Source organism: uncultured Desulfosarcina sp. (genome assembly GCF_963664155.2).
In the GTDB taxonomy this organism is placed as follows: Bacteria; Desulfobacterota; Desulfobacteria; order Desulfobacterales; family Desulfosarcinaceae; genus Desulfosarcina.
In genome coordinates this window covers 616,355-632,776 of sequence record NZ_CAXXXH010000001.1, presented here as the reverse complement: position 1 = coordinate 632,776, position 16,422 = coordinate 616,355, and the positions used below count along the sequence as shown (strand labels likewise).

The following is a 16,422-nucleotide window of genomic DNA, read 5'->3' as shown; positions in this document are numbered from 1 at the left end:
TCCGTGCAGGGGCGATCACGATTCATGCGGCATCGCCGCTGTTTTTGATTATGCCTTGCAAGGGAAAGTATTTCATCGATACCCGGTTTCGTCAAGGATCCGGATCATGGCAGGTGCCTTGATGGCTGTGTCGGCTACAGCCGTTCCTGCTCGTATTTCATCAGCCCTTTGATGCTCTGGGAAATCAGCTCCAGTCTGCGGAGGATCTCCAGCCGCGTTTTGTTTTTCGAAAGGGTGTCGTCCGCGATCTGCTTTTGGTATTGTCTGGCTACGGTTGACAGCAGATCGGCGATGGACTGGTCATCTTCCATGTTATCTCTCCATGATCAATTTTTCCATCACAGACGAGGCAGCGATGCCGGCGTTCATCATCCCATATCGGTGGTGGAAATGAAACCGGTTTGATGAATGTTGATTTCTGACGGCAGGCTCGATCGCCGGGTGGCGAAACGACATTTGCTGAGAAGGTGTCAGAACGATCAGGGTGTGATATTTCATGGGAACGTGCGAGGACGGCCAGGCGCGATCCCATGGAATCGATCAGTCGTCGAAGAGGGTTCCCCCCAATCCGTCTCGATCGCCAAAAGGCATGGACGATGCAGCGTTCTAACCGGCGATGCTGACGGTCAGCAATATCCGCTTTCCCGGTAGGGTCGAGAAGAAGGCCATGTCCGGTGTTATCGCATGATCATCCATTCTGCCATTTCGGATGTTGCGGCTCACCTCGTCGGGGAAGCGATTAGCAATTCTTTTAAGATCATCGCCATCCACCTCAACCCCCGCTTCCAGCAGTCGACCGCCAACCTCCTTGGCCACCATGTTGAACAGCTTGACCGTGACCCGTCCCGAGGTTTCGCAGATGCCGCATTCATCGGTGGGTTGAGAAATTTCCTTTCGAAAGGCGGCGTATCGTCCGCCCTTGCGCATAGTGGCCCCCAGCAGGCCTGGCATGGCCGCACTCAGGGCAAGAATCGATCCGTCCCGGATAACTGCTTTATCCACATCGTCCACCGGTCGGGCATCCAGAAACAGGGTCTGGACCCGCTTGTCCAGATAGCCGCCGGAAAGGCCCAGTTGGCCGCACAAAAAATCCCGGAGCGTGCAGCCGATTCTGGCGGACAGACCAACGCCTTTTTCTAATAGAGCGTAAAACAGGGGTACACCAGACGCGTCAACTTGCAGGTGGAGTCGGATCATGACTGTCTCTCCGAATGGGGCCGTGGGGGATCGCCAAGCAAACGGGGAGACCCTTTCGGATCTCCCCATGCATTGCCGTGTTAACATCTTCAAAAATGTGTACTACCAGTTGAAAACCGTGTCCAGTTCTTCATCTTTGACGCCGAAGGTGACGTTGTGGGGCGCCAGGGCCTCTTTCTTGAAGTAGTCGGGCAGCCGGTCGTCTTTGGCGGTGAAGCCGGCGGCCAGGTTGAATTCGCGCTCGTTTTTGAGCACCGATTTGCCCAGGGCCGTCACGTCATCGGCGGTCATCGGTTGACCGATGAATGCGCCGACCAGGTCCACCAGTGCATTGAAGGTGTCGGGTTGATCGAGAATGGCAAAGGCGATGAACAGGCACATCCCGGTTGAGTCGATGGCTGCGGTGGCGATCTGCAAATTTCTGGACAGTTCTACCTGACCTTCGGGTTTGAGGGCGTCCACACTGCCGCCCACGCCCAGCAGGTTGGTGGCCACGGCGTAGCCGGCGGTGTGGTCGGCCCCCATGGTAGTGGTGGCGTAAGTCACACCGATGCCCTGAACCGCGCGGGGATCATAGGCGGGCATGGATTGGCGCTTGACCACGGGCACCCGCTCCACGCCGAAGACTTGTCCGGTGACTGCCGCGCCGTTGCCCAGAATCCTTCCCAGCGGGGTTCCGTCGCCCACTTCCTGGAGCATCTTGATGGCGGCCTGGCCGTCGCCGAACTTGGCCAGTCCGGCATCCATGGCCACACCGATGGTGGCGCCCATTTCGATGGTGTCCAGACCGAAATCGTCATCCATGCGGTCCAACTGAGCGATCACATCCAGATCGTCGATGCCGCAGTTGCCGCCGTGGGCCCAGACGGTTTCGTATTCGGGCTGCTTGGTGACGTAGTTGCCGTTTTTATCAAAGAAAGTGCCGGAGCATCGGATCACGCAGCCCCGGTGGCAGCCGTGCGTTGCCGACCCTTCACCTCCGCGTTGGTTTTCCAGAGCGGCCTGGGTTTCACCGGAAATATTGGATGCGCCCGCAAACTGGCCCGTCTTGAAATTGTGGGTGGGGTAGCCACCGGCTTCGTTGACCACGTTGGTCAGTACGTTGGTGCCGAATGCGGGGAGCCCCTCGCCGGTGACCGGGTGTTTGCGCAACCCTTCGGTAAAGGCTTTGTTGGCGGCCTTGAATTTTTCGGGATCCGCCGGGGGCCGCATCTTCATGCCGTCGTCGTCAAGGATAATGGCTTTGAGTCCCTTGGATCCCATGACAGCACCGACGCCTCCCCGACCGGCATGGCGAGTGGGGCGCTGCTCCATGTCGGTGATAGCGATCGAAGCGGCGGACATTTTCATTTCACCGGCCTGGCCGATGGTGATGAGGGCGACTTTCTTACCGTATTGGGCGGCGAGCTTGTCCACCGTCGCATAATTGCCAAGTCCCTTGAGGTCGGCCGCGGATTCGACTTTGACGCCGTCCTTGTCGATTACAATCTTATACAGGCTGTCACCCGGCACCTTACCCTCGAGGATGATGGCTGCGTAGCCCAATCGTCCCATCACCTGGGCCGCCTGTCCGCCGGAATTGGCTTCCTTGATGCCTCCGGTGAGCGGGCTCTTGCAGCCGATGCTCAATCGCCCGGACATGGCAGCTGCCGAACCGCTGAGCATTCCCGGTGCGATGACCAGTTTGTTGGCATCTCCCAGGGGGTGGCAGGTGGGGGGCACTTCCTTGGCCACGACTGCCGAGGTCATTGCCCGGCCGCCGAGGCCGGCGTAATTCCCAAGGGCTTCGGTCTTGACGGCCGGTCCCCCCGGGGCACTCATGTTGATTCTTAAAATTTTGTCCATAGCGTCCCTCCTGTGCCTATGATGCTGGTGTTAAAATAAGCGATCCGTGATCTGATGGTCATGTCTAAGAAAGATGGGAGAAAATGGAAACCTGTTGCTGTAATTATGGGTATTCGTCGGTAATGTCAAGAAAAACCAAAAATGACAGTGGTGGTATGGCCGATCTGCATACCGTTGATTTCAGGTCGTTTTTATCTGTTTTTCGCGCAAAGGGGAAAGGGAAGGTAAAATCGCAGGAAGCCTAACCGTTAACGGTAGGTGCTCGGCAAAAAAATAGCCCGAAAATCCAATCCATCCCAATGGGCGAAAAAGATTTTCGGGCCAGGATCTTTATCCGTGCTTGCGTTCAAATGCGTTCATGAAATCAACCAGCGCCTCGACGGCTGCCAACGGCGTCGGATTGTAAATGGAAGCCCGGCATCCGCCCACACTGCGGTGGCCTTTTAAGCCGCCCATACCGTTTTTCATGGCCTCGGCCACGAATGTTTTTTCCAGATCTTCGCCGGGCAGGCGAAAGGTGACGTTCATGAGCGAGCGGCTGCCCTTTTCCGCCGTTCCCTGGTAAAAGCCGCTTTGGTCAATGGTGTCGTAAAGCAGGCCGGCCTTTTTGCGGTTCAACGCCGCCATTTTGTCCAGTCCGCCAATGGTTTCTTCCAGCCATTTGAGCACCAGTTGAACCATGTAGATGGCGAAGCACGGCGGGGTGTTGTACATGGAGTTCTTCTCGGCGTAGGTGGTGTAGCGCAGCATGGTAGGGATGTCTCCGGGGGTGCGGGACAGCAGATCGTCCCTGATGATCGCCAGGCATACGCCGGACGGCCCCATGTTCTTTTGTGCGCCGGCATAGATCAGCCCGAATTTTTCCATCTCCAGCGGTCTGGAGAAGATGTCCGAACTCATATCCGATACGATGGGGACGCCGCCGGTCTCCGGAAACTGCGCCCACTGGGTCCCCTTGATGGTGTTGTTGGAGGTGATATGGGCATAGACCGCATCGGCGTTGAAAGCGATTGACCGGGGGATATAGGAAAAGTTGCGGTCCTCGGAAGAGGCCACCACGTTGATGGATTTACCCAGGATGGTGGCTTCTTTGATGGCTTTTGTCGACCACGTGCCGGTGTTGACGTAGTCGGCGGAATCGCCGGCGCCCAGCAGGTTCATGGGAACCATGCAGAATTGCATGCTGGCGCCGCCCTGGAGAAAAAGAACGCTGAAGCGGGAGTCAAGGTTGAGAATCCGCTTGACCCGCTCCACGGCGTCATTGATCACATCGTCAAACCATTTCGACCGGTGGCTGATTTCAGTGACCGACATGCCGGAGCCGGCGAAGTTGAGAAAGGATTCCTGGATTTCTTCCAATACCGGCAGGGGCAAGGCTGCCGGTCCGGCGTTGAAATTATGGATTCTGTCCGCTTTCATCGTAAATAACCTCCATTTGGAATGTGTCGGGGGGGCCGGTGCCGAGACGAATTTTCAGACGACACCGGTCAATCGGCCTTATATTTCTACAGATAGTAACCCATCTGTCAACTCGTATCATCAATTATATAATGATTGCAGTTCAGCAAGCATTCCGTCGACGCCTGAAGACGGTGAAGCGGGAACCTCAATTGGATAACCGGGTTGCGCCATTCCCCGCTTCTATTGACAAACCCGTTGAATCCACAATAAAGGAGGACAACTTCGATAGAAAGGAAACGATTCCATGAAAATCCTGCGCTATCCGTCCGCTGCTGCTGATAAAAAAATGAAGACCATTATTGGCCGGGATATCGATTTCAGGAAATCCGACGTTCAGGCCGTCACCCGGATCCTCAACGACGTCAAGCGGAATGGTGACAACGCCCTTATCCGATACTGTCAGGCGTTCGATGCACCTCACATGTCCATCGAGGCGCTGGCGGTCACACCTGCTGAAATGACAACGGCCGGCAAACAGGTGGACCGGGCGTTCATACGGGCGCTGAACCGGGCCGCGGCGCAGATCGAACGTTTTCACCGTCAACAGCTTCCCAGATCGTGGATCGACACCCGACGACCCGGTACGCTTCTGGGGCAGATGGTCAACCCGGTCGATGCCGCCGGTATTTATGTGCCGGGCGGCAAGGGCGGCAATACCCCGTTGGTCTCTTCCGTGCTTATGGGCGCCATACCGGCCAAAATCGCCGGCGTGCCAAATGTGGTGATGGTCACCCCGCCCATGCCCTCCGGGGAAGTCGCCCCCCATCTTCTCGTGGCCGCCAAAAAGGTCGGCGTGGATGCCGTCTACAAAGTGGGCAGTGCCTGGGCCATCGGTGCTCTGGCATACGGCACCCAGTCCATACCCAAAGTCAACGTTATCGTGGGGCCCGGAAATATTTTCGTCACCCTGGCCAAGAAGATCGTCGCCGGGGAAGTGGGCATCGATATGATCGCCGGGCCCAGCGAAATCCTGGTTGTCGCCGATGGGACGGCGGATCCGGAATTCATCGCCGCCGATCTTCTCAGTCAGGCGGAGCACGATCCCCTGGCATCGGCCATCCTCGTCACCGATTCTGCAGAACTGGCCCAGTTGGCAGGCGCGGCTGTTGAAAATCAGCTGGAGGCTCTGGGGCGTGCCGATATTGCCCGACAGAGCCTGGCTGCGTTCGGCGCCATCATGGTTGTGGAGAATCTGGACGTTGCCATCGACCTGGCCAATCGCATTGCCCCCGAGCACCTGGAACTTCAAGTGGCCGAGCCCATGGATGTAGCGCCGAGGATCCGCAATGCCGGCGCGATTTTTCTGGGACCCTATACGCCTGAACCGGTGGGGGACTATGTGGCCGGCCCCAATCATGTACTGCCGACCGCCGGCACGGCGCGATTTTCTTCAGCCCTGTCGGTGGACCACTTCATGAAAAAAACGAGCCTGATCCGCTATTCGCCGGCGGCATTCAGGAAAGAGGCCCATGATATCATCTGCCTGGCTACGGTTGAAGGGCTCGGCGCTCACGCCAATGCGATCCAGGTTCGCCTTTCCAAAACCAAAGGATAACACCACCCATGGACATTATTGATCTGAGATCGGACACCATCACCCGGCCCACCCCGGCCATGAGAAAAGCCATGGCAGAGGCCGAGGTGGGGGACGATGTATTTAAGGAAGACCCCACCGTCAACCGGCTGGAAGAAATAGCGGCCCGCCGGGTCGGAAAACCCGCCGCCTTGCTGGTTGGGTCAGGCACCATGGGCAACCTGGTGTCACAGCTGACCCACTGCGGTCGGGGCGACGAGACGATCCTGGGAGACCAGTCCCATGTGTTTTTCTACGAACAGGGCGGGGCGTCCGCCCTGGGTGGCATCCATCCGCGGACCCTTCCCAACGACATGGACGGCACCATTGCCCTGGAGAGGATCGAAGCGGCCGTCCGCCCCGATGATATCCATTTTCCGCGGTCGCGGTTGGTCATTCTGGAAAACACCCACAATCGCTGCAGCGGCACCCCGCTGACACCGGCATATATGGCGGCGGTGGACCGGCTGGTCAAACGGCATGGATTGAAGCTTCATATCGACGGTGCCCGCATCTTCAACGCGGCGGTGGCTTTGGGTGTGGATGTCGCCCAATTGGCCGCGCCGGCAGATTCGCTGACCTTCTGCCTGAGCAAGGGGTTGGCTGCACCGGTGGGATCGGTGGTCTGCGGGAGTGAATCGTTCATCGCCCGGGCGAGAAGAGTGCGCAAATCAGTGGGGGGCGGCATGCGGCAGGCAGGCATCATCGCTGCGGCCGGCATCGTTGCCTTGACCGAGATGGTGGACCGGCTGGCCGAGGACCACGCCAACGCCAAGGCACTGGCATCGGGCTTGGCGGAAATACCGGGGGTGCGGATCGATCCAGACGCCATTGCTACCAATATCGTTTACTTCCGCGTGGTCAAAAAGGGGCTGGATGCGCCGACGATGGTGGCGCAACTGGGCGCTCAAGGGGTGCGTGTGCTGCCCACCGCAAGGGACCAGATGCGGGCGGTGCTCAATTACCACGTGACCGCGGACGATGTGCAGCGGGCGCTGGCGGTATTCAGCCGGGTCATGAAACAATAAAAAGGCGGCCTGCCGGTTAAGTTGAACCCGGCAGGCTGCCTTAAAAAATCGATGGGTCGGGAAATTAAACGGCGTCTCTCAATTTCTTTCCCGGTTTGAACTTCACGACGTTGGCGGCCTTGATCTTGATTACTTCACCGGTCTGCGGATTGCGTCCCTTGCGGGCTTTGCGGCGCACTTTCATGAAGGTTCCGAAACCCACCAAAGTCACTTTCCCGTCCTTTTTCTTCAAGGCTTTGGCGACGTTGGCGGTAAATGAATCCAGCGCGGCGGCAGCGGCGACTTTGGTGATGCCTGAGTCTTCTGCCATTTTCTCAACTAATTCAGCTTTTGTCATCGTTTCCTCCTTTGATGGGTGTGAAATAGGAACCTAATAATTAATCCTTAATTTTTGGCATTACAGCAAATTTTTAACCGTGTCAACAGCGAAACCGCATGAAACAAGGGTTTGGGGGAAGAAATGGGGCTTCAGTGCTTGAAACTTCGCTGTCCGGTATAGACCATGGCCACATTGGACTCATTGCACGCCTCGATAGACTGGTAGTCATTGTTCGACCCGCCGGGCTGAACCACCGCGGTGATACCTTCACGGATACCCACATCCACGCCGTCCCGGAAAGGAAAGAACGCGTCGCTGACCATGGATGCCCCGATGAGTCCACCCTTTTCGGCGGACACGCGGGCGTCGATCTCGGCTTTGCGATCCGGATCTTTCAGGTCGTTGTAAGCCGTCTGCCAGGCTTCGAAGCAATAGCGGTCGGCCAGTTTGCGGTAGGCCTTGTCACGGGCGATTTCCGCCACGCCGACCCTGTCCTGCTCGCCGGTGCCGATGCCCACGGTAATCAGGTCTTTGACGTAGAGGATTGAATTGGACGTGACGCCCGACTCCACCAGCCAGCCGAACAACAGGTCCTCGGCCTCCCGGTCGGTAGGCATCCGGTTGGTCTGATAGATTTTTCCGTTGGCCTCGCACCGGGCCGGCTTCAGGTCAGCCCGGGATCGTGCCTGGGGAACAAACGACCATTGGGCGATGATCCCGCCGTCGATGAGGCTCTTGAATTCGACGCAGCGTTTGCCTACGAATTCCTGAAGCCTGCTGATGTTGCCGATACGTATGACCCGCAGATTTTTCTTCCGGGAGAAGATATCCATCACTCCCTCTTCGAAATCCGGTGCCACCACCACTTCGGCATACTGACTGCAAATGGCTTCTGCGGAAGCGATGTCCACGCTCCGGTTCACGGCAATGCAGCCGCCGAAGGCCGCCACCCGATCCGCGAGGTTGGCCTTGACGTAGGCCTGCTCCAGCATCTCGGCCTGGGCAACGCCGCAGGGGTTGTTATGCTTGACGATCACCGCGGTGGGCCGGTCCGTGAAGTACCTCAGGATATTGAGAGCGTTGTCTGCATCGGTGAGGTTGGTTTTGCCCGGGTGCTTGCCGGACTGGAGCAGATCGATGTCCGATGCCAGGTATCGGCCGGGTTGGATGGTCTCGGTCTCGCCGAGCACGAGGTTGCCGTTGACCATGCGGTACAGGGCCGCCTCCTGGCCGGGGTTTTCCCCATAGCGCAGCCCCTTTTGGACAGCATCGATGGTCCAGGTGACCTTTTCGTAGAACAGGGTCTGCCGGCGGTCCTGGTCCACAAAGCTGATCTCCATTTTCGGGGGAAAGTGGTCGTCCATGATGGTGCGGTACATTTTTTTCAGATCTTCAGCCATGGCAATTCTCCTTGGTTTACATGGGTCCAAGGGTCCATGGGTTCAAGGGGTCGAAGGAACCCAACGAACTCAACAAACCCCACGAATCCAACGAACTCAACGGTTCTGCAGTTGGTATTCTTTCTCAACTGCCGTATAAGCGGTGTCGGCCAGATATCCGGCAATGGCCGCATCGTAGGCGGCGGTATGGGCGAAGGCCTTGCAGGCCAACCGGTAGCGCAGGGCCAGGGCGATGCTCCCCCTGCCGGCGGACATTTCGTCGGCGATCTCCCCGTAGTCGCCGGGATCCACCACCGATGCCACCCGGATGAAGTTCTTGGCCGAGGCCCGGATCATGCAGGGTCCGCCGATGTCGATGTTGCCGCGGGCCTGCTCGGGCGTGACGCCGGCCCTGGCGATGGTCTCCTTGAACGGGTAGAGGTTCACCACCACCATGTCGATGGGCACAGCCCCGGTACGTTTAAGATCGGAATGGTGGGCGTCGTTGTAGGTTTCGGTGAGAAGACCCAGGTAAATCTTGAAATCCAGGGTTTTTACCAGCCCTCCCTGGGTCTCCGGCTGGCCGGTATAGTCAGCCACCTGAGTGAGACAGCTGTCTGCCCGGTTTCCCAGGATTTCCCGCAGCCGGGCAAAGGTTCCGCCGGTGGAAAAGATCCGGACGTCCGGGTTGATTGCCAGCAGTCGGGGGACGAAGGTTTCCAGCCCGTTTTTGTCGGAAACGCTGATCAGCGCATGGTTCACGCTGACCCGGTCGTCAATTTTCTCTACCCTGTTCATTGCCATGTCGCTTTACCTTTCTCCTTTGTACTCCTCTAAAAACCGGTCGAAAAAAACGGTCATGAACCGGTGCCGTTCATCTGCCAGACGCCGGCCTGTGACGGTAAGTATACGGTCCCGGATCCTGGATAGTTTTACCACATATTCCCGATATCCCGTGTCGTCGACGGAATAGGCCGGCGCCCGGGCTACGTCTACCTCCGGGCTGTGCAGCCGGGCACCCAGTTCTCCGGCAAACAGAAAGGCCCGGGCCACCCCCACGGCACCGATGGCATCCAGTTTGTCCGCATCGAACAGCACGCTGGCCTCCAGGGTCCGGGGGGGATCGCCGCGGCGAAACCGGTGGGCGGCGATGCAGTGAATGATGTTTTCCCGGCGGTCGTCGGCCAGCGGGTAGGCCTTAAGCAGCTCCCGGGCCATGGCGGCGCCTTTCTCCGCGTGGCAGAGATTGCCGTTGGCCCGGTCCTGGTGCCCGCGGCCGATGTCGTGAAGGTAGGCGGCGGCTTCCGTCACCAGCAGGTCGGCCCCTTCGGCCGCACCAATGCGTCGGCAAAGCCGGAGCACCCTCAGGGTATGGTCCCAGTCGTGGCTCCCCTTCGCCTGTGAGAAATGTGTCCGGGCCTGTTTTCGGATGCTGGACAGAAGGGGGTCCGTTGAACCGGTCATGATTCGTGCGGTGTCGGAACGGGCGTGTTCCGGGTAAATTCGGCCAGACGGGTCACCCGGTTTTTTTTCAAAACCGCCGGTATCGCTTGACGATCGGTCATCGATTTTTCTGCTCGTCTCATTCGAGGGACATGACTCCTTCCCACCGCTGGTATTCAGTGTCTGTCGGCAAGCCTCTTGATTCCAGCAGGCGGATGATTTCCGGATCGTTGAACCGCAGGTAGGGGTTGACGGCCCGTTCGTCGTCCAGGGTGGAAACCACGTGGCTCTTATCATAGCGAGCGGCGTAGGCATCGATGGCCCGGTTATCCGGGGTCAAATGTCGGGCAAAGGCCAATGATGCCGCTACGTAATCGTGGCCGGCATAAATGCGAATGGATCCGGGGTAGCCCAGGAGCAGAAGGATGGACCGGTAGAAGGCCTTCAGGTCTCCCGAGAAGCAATTGCCCACCGTTCCGTTGAACAGGGTGTCGCCGGTGATCAGAAAAGTATCGGTGGCAAAAATTACTGAATCCATGGTGTGTCCCGGCGTCAGGCGGACGGTAACCGTTTCGCCGTCAAGGCCGATGGCTTGGCCCTCGGTCAGCCGGCGATGGTCAAGGTAAACCGCCCCAGCCGCTTTCGCCAGTTGCCGGGTGCCGGAGGTATGGTCGCCATGGCCGTGGGTGTTGGTGACCGTTGACAGTCTCAGGCCGTTCTCCCGGACGTAGGCCATGATGTCATCCACGGCCCCGCCGTCGATGGCCAGCGCACGGGAGCCGGAATGCAGCAGATATCCCAGATTGTCGCCGCCGTAAAAAAATTGCTTGATCTTCAATTGTCGGTTTTCCGTCGTGGGTTTATGCCGGACAAGACATGGTTTCTGCATTGATATCGATATATTAAACTGAGGGTCCAGGCAACAAAAAAAGCGTCTTCAGCCGTCTGTGGGCCAATGCTCGGGTGGCGGCCGCCATGGCGGACCAATCTCTCAAATTTGATCCACTTTGCTCCACCTCATTGACGGGTGGGTTTATTTGTGTTTAACTTTCAAAAATTATTAGTAAAATTTTATATCATAAAAAGACTTTTCGCTTGACAGATCATGAATTTTGTACTTTTATCCAAAGATAGTGGATCAAAGTGGATAATATTGGTGAAAAATGTTTCGGGGAAGCTCCTTTCATACCATTGACCCAAAAGGGCGGATTATCATTCCGGCACGGTTTCGGGATGTGATCAAAGCCAGCGGTATCGACAGCATCATGATCACCCGCATGGATCGCTGCCTTTTTGCATACACCCACGACCAATGGGGCAAACTGGAACAGAAAATACTCGATCTACCCGAAAAAAGCGAGGCCATGCGTCGGTTTCAACGCACATTTATCGGCGGGGCCCACGATTGCAAATGTGACGCCCAGGGACGCGTACTGATTCCGCCCTTTCTGAAGCAGTATTCCAAACTGGACAAGGAAATCGTCCTGGTCGGCGTGACAGCCCGTTTTGAGATCTGGTCGCGGGAAAACTGGGACCAGGAAAACGAATTGATGGAAAAGGACTTGAGCGACGACCAGGTGCGGCGCGAGATCGCCCAACTGGGGATTTAGTCCATGTCCGACTACCATGTCACCGCCATGCTCCAAGAAGCGGTGGACATGCTGGCTTGCCGGCCGGGCAAGATCATCGTTGACGGCACACTCGGCGGCGCAGGGCACGCCCGGCGAATCTGTGAGCAAATTGGCCCCGGCGGGGTCTTTATCGGTATTGACCAGGACCCGGATGCCATTGACCACGCCCGCAGGGTCCTTCCCGCCGATGAACGCCGGATCCATATCGTTCACGGCAATTTTGAGGACCTGCCGTCGTTTCTTTCTCAACTGGGCATCGGTGCCGTAGACGGCATTCTCATTGACCTCGGGCTTTCCCTTCATCAGATCGAGGCCAGCGGCCGCGGATTCAGTTTTAACCGGGAAGAACCCCTGGATATGCGCATGGATGTGCGGTTTGACGTTACCGCGGCCGATCTGGTGGCATCCATGGATGAACGGGAGCTGGCACAGACGTTCAGTCGTTACGGTGAAGAGCGCTGGGCCGTACGTATCGCCCGGCACCTGGTCAAGCATCGCAAGGCTCAGCCGGTGACAACCAGCGGTCAACTGGCCCGCCTGGTGTCGGAAGCGGTTCCTGCCAGCGCGGCGCGCAAACAGAAGATCCATCCTGCCACCCGGGTATTCATGGCCCTGCGTATTGCCGTGAACCGGGAGCTGGAAGTTCTGGACCGATTTCTGGAAACGGCCGTGGACCTGCTCAATCCGGGAGGTCGATTGTGTGTGCTCTCATTCCATTCCCTGGAAGACCGGATCGTCAAACATCGGTTCCGTGCCTTGGAGCATCCATGCACGTGCCCGCCAGCGTTCCCCCACTGTGTCTGTGGACGTCGGGCAAAAGTGCGGCTGCTCACGCGCAAGGTGCTTCGGCCCACCGATGCTGAAATCAGGGAAAACCCCATGGCGCGCAGCACGCGGTTGAGAGCCGTGGAAGCGCTATGATGGCCGGCGCGATGAATACGGTTCACCCCCGCACGGAAAACAGGCGGAGCGGCGGGCAGGACAGTACCCGTAATCGGAAGTTGCAGCCGCCCAGAAAGACCATGACCGGCCTCTGGATCGTTTTGATGGTCCTGTTTTTCGTGGAAGCGCTGTTTTACGCCTGGTGCCGGGTCCAGTGCGTTAATGCCGGATACGGCATCGACAGTGAAAATAGACGGCACCAGGAATTGCTCAAAGAGCGGAATACCCTGAGAATAGAATTGGCCCGGCTCAAATCGCCGGAGCGGATCGAAACCATTGCCCGGACACGGTTGGGACTGGTCATGCCGGATGCGCAACAGACGATGATACTGCCATGACAACGAAGGCAACCATACGGACACGACTGCGGACCGGAATCGTCGGGGTGTTTTTTCTGATGGCCCTTCTTGCCATCAGTGGTCAGGCGGTCCGGCTGCATGTATTCGAGGGCGCCTGGCTGTCCGAGCGGGCCTCCCGGGAGTACGAACGGGCCATGGTGGTTCAGGGCAAGCGCGGTGCCATCACCGATCGCAACGGCAGCCCACTGGCCGTGAGCATCGACAGTCCGTCCGTGGCCGCCTATCCCCGCCAGATAGCGGATCGCCAGGCGGCTGCCAAACAGCTGGCCCGTGCCCTGACCCAGCCGCAACGGGAAGTCTACAAGAAGCTGGATCCCGCACGCTCCTTCGTGTGGCTCAAGCGCCAGGCCACGCCTCGTCAGGCCGAAGCGGTCCAGACGCTGGGAATCAAAGGGATCGACTTTATCACCGAACATAGCCGCTACTATCCCAACAAGACGCTGGCTGCCCAGTTGGTGGGGTTTTCCGGCATCGACGGCCACGGCCTGGAAGGGATGGAGTTCTATTTTGATGCCACGTTGAAGGGCGGGGAACAGGAGATCACCATTCTCAAGGATGCCCTGGGGCGTCGGTTTGAGGGGGCCGGGATGCCGGCAACCCTGACCGGGGGAAACAATGTGGTGCTGACCATCGATAGCACCATCCAGCACATTGCCCAGAAAGCCCTGGAGGCGTCCGTAACCGAGTATGCGGCCCAGTCAGGCATTGCCATTGTCATGGCGCCGGCTACCGGTGAGGTGCTTGCCCTGGCGCACTATCCTTTTTTCAACCCCAACAGCTACGGAACGTTTGAACGGGAGTTGTGGCGAAACCGGGCGATCACCGACCCCTTCGAGCCCGGTTCCACCATGAAGATCTTCAGCGTGGCGGCGGCCATCGACAGTGGCGTTTGTTCACCGTCCACCATCTTCTTCTGCGAAAACGGGGAGTATCGCATCGGCAGGAACACCATTCATGACACCAAGTCCCACGGGTGGCTGTCATTGCAGCAGATCGTCAAATATTCGAGCAACATCGGTTCGGTAAAAATGGCTGAAAGGCTGGGACCCCGACAGCTTTACGATTACTTGAGCGCTTTCGGCTTCGGCCGGCGTTCCGGCATTGCCTGTCCCGGTGAAACCGCCGGCAGCCTGAGCCCGTTCAAGTCCTGGTCCGCCATCGATGCGGGGGCCATCTCATTCGGGCAGGGCATCTCGGTGTCGGCGATCCAGCTAATTGCGGCGGCATCGGCCATTGCCAACGATGGTCTGCTCATGAAACCGATGCTGGTCAAAGAGATTACGGACCGGAACGGAAATACGGTGAAACGTTTTTCTCCCGAGCCTGTGCGTCGGGTGATCTCCTCCCATTCTGCCGCCACGGTGCGACGGATTCTTAAAACCGTGATCACCGAAGGCGGCACCGGAGTGAATGCGGCTCTGGAGGGGTACTCCGTGTGCGGCAAAACCGGCACCGCCCAGAAGATCAATAGCAGCGGCACCTACGCCAAGGGACGGTATTTATCCTCCTTTGTGGGCCTTGCCCCGGCGGATCAACCGGAACTGGTCATCCTGGTGATTTTGGACGAACCCAAGGCAAAGGCATACGGCGGTATCGTGGCGGCCCCCGCCTTCCGCCAGATCGCACTGGAAACCTTGAGCTATCTCAATATCCCGCCGGGACCCGACGCCGATCGACTGCGGGTTTCCCGGGGAAACAGGGCCAACGGATGAAGCTTTCATGGCTGACAGATCAACTGAGCGTCGAAGCGGGCACCGGTGTCCGCCTGGATGCGGATCCGGATGTGACGGCCATTTGTTACGACTCGCGCAAGGTGACCCCGGGAGCCGTGTTTGTGGCCATCGAGGGATTTGCTGCAGACGGGCATCGTTTTATTCCGGATGCCGTGAAGCAGGGGGCGGTAGCCGTGGTCTGCGGCAGACCGGTGGTCGCCGATGCGGTGGTGATTCGTGTGGTGGATCCCCGCGCGGCGCTGGCTCAGTTGTCCTGCCGGTTTTACGGCCAGCCGGCAGACCGGATGACGCTGGTGGGGGTGACCGGCACCAGCGGAAAGACCACTGTCACGTATCTCCTGGAGCGGATTCTGGAGAAGGCCGGTTATCGGCCGGGCGTGGTGGGGACCATCAACTTTCGCTATGCCGGAAAGGTATTCACCAATCCGGTTACCACACCCGAATCCCTTGAGCTTCAGGAGATCCTCCGGAAAATGACGGACAGTGGGACCACCCATGCAGTCATGGAGGTCTCTTCCCATTCCCTGGACCTGCATCGCGTGGACGGTTGCCGATACGATGTGGCGGTTTTCACCAATCTGTCACATGACCACCTGGACCATCATGGCACCATGGAGCGCTATTGGCTCAGCAAAAAAAAGCTGTTCAGCGACTATCTTAAACCGGTGGACGGCGACAATCCGGTTCGCGCCGTGGTTAATACGGACGATCCCAGAGGTAGAGAACTGGCCGAGACCCTGGGAGCCAGAACCCTGCGCACCGCTGTCTACGGTGAAGGAGACATTGTTCCACTGGGCGTGGTCCGTGATCTGACGGGCATTCGTGGCAGCATCGCCACGAGGGATGGCCAGATTCCCTTCGCCTCGCCTCTGGTGGGGGATTTTAACCTTGAGAACATTCTCAGCGCCGCCGGTGCGGCACTGGCGCTGGGGATTCCGACGTCGGCGATTGCCGCGGGTATCGACGCCACCGGTTGTGTACCGGGACGACTGGAGCGGATCCTCGAAGGAGGGGAGCGGTATGTTTTCGTGGATTATTCCCACAAGCCGGATGCGCTGGAAAACGCCATTACGGCCCTGCGGAACCTTACGGAGGGACGCCTGATCACCGTTTTCGGATGCGGCGGGGATCGGGATCGCACCAAACGACCGGTCATGGGGGAAATTGCCGCCCGGCTCAGCGACCTTACCGTGGTGACCTCGGACAACCCCCGATCGGAGGACCCGCTATCCATCATTGCCCAGGTCGAAGCAGGGGTCCGGAAGGTCTGCACCCGCCGCCTGGAGGCTGATGGGTTTAAGGCCCGGTGGCTGGGCAAAGGCTATCTGGTGGAACCGGACCGGCGGGCAGCCATTGCGGCGGCCATTGCGGCGGCCCGGTCAGGCGATGCCGTGCTGATTGCCGGCAAAGGACACGAAACCTATCAGATCCTGGCCGGCGAAACTATTCATTTTGACGACCGGGAAGTGGCCCGTCAGGTCCTGGAGGCCCTGAACGAGGCCGGAGCATGAC

16 protein-coding genes are annotated in these 16,422 nt (G+C 58.4%); 7 read left to right on the top strand and 9 right to left on the bottom strand.

The features are described from left to right. Nucleotides 1–134: 134 nt before the first annotated feature. The 4 genes from ACHZBS_RS02910 to serC all read right to left on the bottom strand — a co-directional run bounded on the left by ACHZBS_RS02910 (nt 135) and on the right by serC (nt 4,461). Nucleotides 135–311 carry a hypothetical protein gene (locus tag ACHZBS_RS02910; protein ID WP_319405031.1) on the bottom strand — a complete coding sequence of 59 codons (177 nt, stop codon included), beginning with the start codon at nt 309–311 and terminating at the stop codon, nt 135–137. Nucleotides 312–606: 295 nt separating this feature from the next. Continuing rightward, nucleotides 607–1,197 carry a hypothetical protein gene (locus ACHZBS_RS02905; protein ID WP_319405030.1) on the bottom strand — a complete coding sequence of 197 codons (591 nt, stop codon included), beginning with the start codon at nt 1,195–1,197 and terminating at the stop codon, nt 607–609. Between the two features lie 102 nt (nt 1,198–1,299). Beyond that, nucleotides 1,300–3,042 carry an aldehyde ferredoxin oxidoreductase C-terminal domain-containing protein gene (locus tag ACHZBS_RS02900; RefSeq protein ID WP_319405029.1) on the bottom strand — a complete coding sequence of 581 codons (1,743 nt, stop codon included), beginning with the start codon at nt 3,040–3,042 and terminating at the stop codon, nt 1,300–1,302. A 330-nt stretch (nt 3,043–3,372) separates the two neighbouring features. Next, nucleotides 3,373–4,461: a 3-phosphoserine/phosphohydroxythreonine transaminase gene (gene serC, locus ACHZBS_RS02895; RefSeq protein ID WP_319405028.1), complete on the bottom strand. Its 1,089-nt coding sequence runs from the start codon at nt 4,459–4,461 to the stop codon at nt 3,373–3,375. A 286-nt stretch (nt 4,462–4,747) separates the two neighbouring features. Between serC and hisD the strand changes: the two genes are divergently transcribed. Both hisD and ltaE read left to right on the top strand, forming a co-directional pair. Further along, complete coding sequence (hisD, locus tag ACHZBS_RS02890) at nt 4,748–6,058, top strand: histidinol dehydrogenase (RefSeq protein ID WP_319405027.1); 1,311 nt, start codon at nt 4,748–4,750, stop codon at nt 6,056–6,058. Between the two features lie 8 nt (nt 6,059–6,066). Beyond that, nucleotides 6,067–7,104, top strand: a complete 1,038-nt coding sequence (gene ltaE, locus ACHZBS_RS02885; RefSeq protein ID WP_319405026.1) for a low-specificity L-threonine aldolase — start codon at nt 6,067–6,069, stop codon at nt 7,102–7,104. 64 nt (nt 7,105–7,168) lie between these two features. Here ltaE and ACHZBS_RS02880 read toward each other — a convergent pair whose 3' ends face one another. The 5 genes from ACHZBS_RS02880 to ACHZBS_RS02860 all read right to left on the bottom strand — a co-directional run bounded on the left by ACHZBS_RS02880 (nt 7,169) and on the right by ACHZBS_RS02860 (nt 11,083). Then, nucleotides 7,169–7,468: an HU family DNA-binding protein gene (locus ACHZBS_RS02880; protein ID WP_319409056.1), complete on the bottom strand. Its 300-nt coding sequence runs from the start codon at nt 7,466–7,468 to the stop codon at nt 7,169–7,171. 104 nt (nt 7,469–7,572) lie between these two features. After that, nucleotides 7,573–8,823 (bottom strand): IMP cyclohydrolase, encoded by a 1,251-nt coding sequence (locus ACHZBS_RS02875; protein ID WP_319405025.1) that lies wholly within the window; start codon nt 8,821–8,823, stop codon nt 7,573–7,575. 96 nt (nt 8,824–8,919) lie between these two features. Further along, the gene (locus ACHZBS_RS02870) at nt 8,920–9,606 is read right to left on the bottom strand and encodes a hypothetical protein (protein WP_319405024.1); all 687 of its coding nucleotides are present in this window, start codon (nt 9,604–9,606) and stop codon (nt 8,920–8,922) included. Between the two features lie 6 nt (nt 9,607–9,612). Further along, a complete protein-coding gene (locus tag ACHZBS_RS02865; RefSeq protein ID WP_319405023.1) occupies nt 9,613–10,266 on the bottom strand; it encodes an HD domain-containing protein in 654 nt (217 codons plus the stop codon). 118 nt (nt 10,267–10,384) lie between these two features. After that, on the bottom strand, nt 10,385–11,083 hold the full coding sequence (locus ACHZBS_RS02860; RefSeq protein WP_319405022.1) for an MBL fold metallo-hydrolase: 699 nt from the start codon (nt 11,081–11,083) through the stop codon (nt 10,385–10,387). A 325-nt stretch (nt 11,084–11,408) separates the two neighbouring features. On the opposite strand from ACHZBS_RS02860, the gene mraZ reads away from it, so the two are divergent. The 5 genes from mraZ to ACHZBS_RS02835 are packed head-to-tail and all read left to right on the top strand — an operon-like array spanning nt 11,409 to nt 16,421. Beyond that, complete coding sequence (mraZ, locus tag ACHZBS_RS02855) at nt 11,409–11,855, top strand: division/cell wall cluster transcriptional repressor MraZ (RefSeq protein WP_319405021.1); 447 nt, start codon at nt 11,409–11,411, stop codon at nt 11,853–11,855. Between the two features lie 3 nt (nt 11,856–11,858). Beyond that, a complete protein-coding gene (gene rsmH / locus ACHZBS_RS02850) occupies nt 11,859–12,797 on the top strand; it encodes a 16S rRNA (cytosine(1402)-N(4))-methyltransferase RsmH (RefSeq protein WP_319405020.1) in 939 nt (312 codons plus the stop codon). Continuing rightward, nucleotides 12,794–13,156, top strand: a complete 363-nt coding sequence (locus tag ACHZBS_RS02845; protein ID WP_319405019.1) for a septum formation initiator family protein — start codon at nt 12,794–12,796, stop codon at nt 13,154–13,156. Before rsmH ends, ACHZBS_RS02845 begins: the two co-directional genes overlap by 4 nt. After that, on the top strand, nt 13,153–14,889 hold the full coding sequence (locus ACHZBS_RS02840) for a penicillin-binding protein 2 (protein ID WP_319405018.1): 1,737 nt from the start codon (nt 13,153–13,155) through the stop codon (nt 14,887–14,889). Before ACHZBS_RS02845 ends, ACHZBS_RS02840 begins: the two co-directional genes overlap by 4 nt. Beyond that, nucleotides 14,886–16,421 (top strand): UDP-N-acetylmuramoyl-L-alanyl-D-glutamate--2,6-diaminopimelate ligase, encoded by a 1,536-nt coding sequence (locus tag ACHZBS_RS02835; RefSeq protein ID WP_319405017.1) that lies wholly within the window; start codon nt 14,886–14,888, stop codon nt 16,419–16,421. The genes ACHZBS_RS02840 and ACHZBS_RS02835 overlap by 4 nt, the downstream gene beginning before the upstream one ends. Nucleotide 16,422 lies beyond the last annotated feature (1 nt).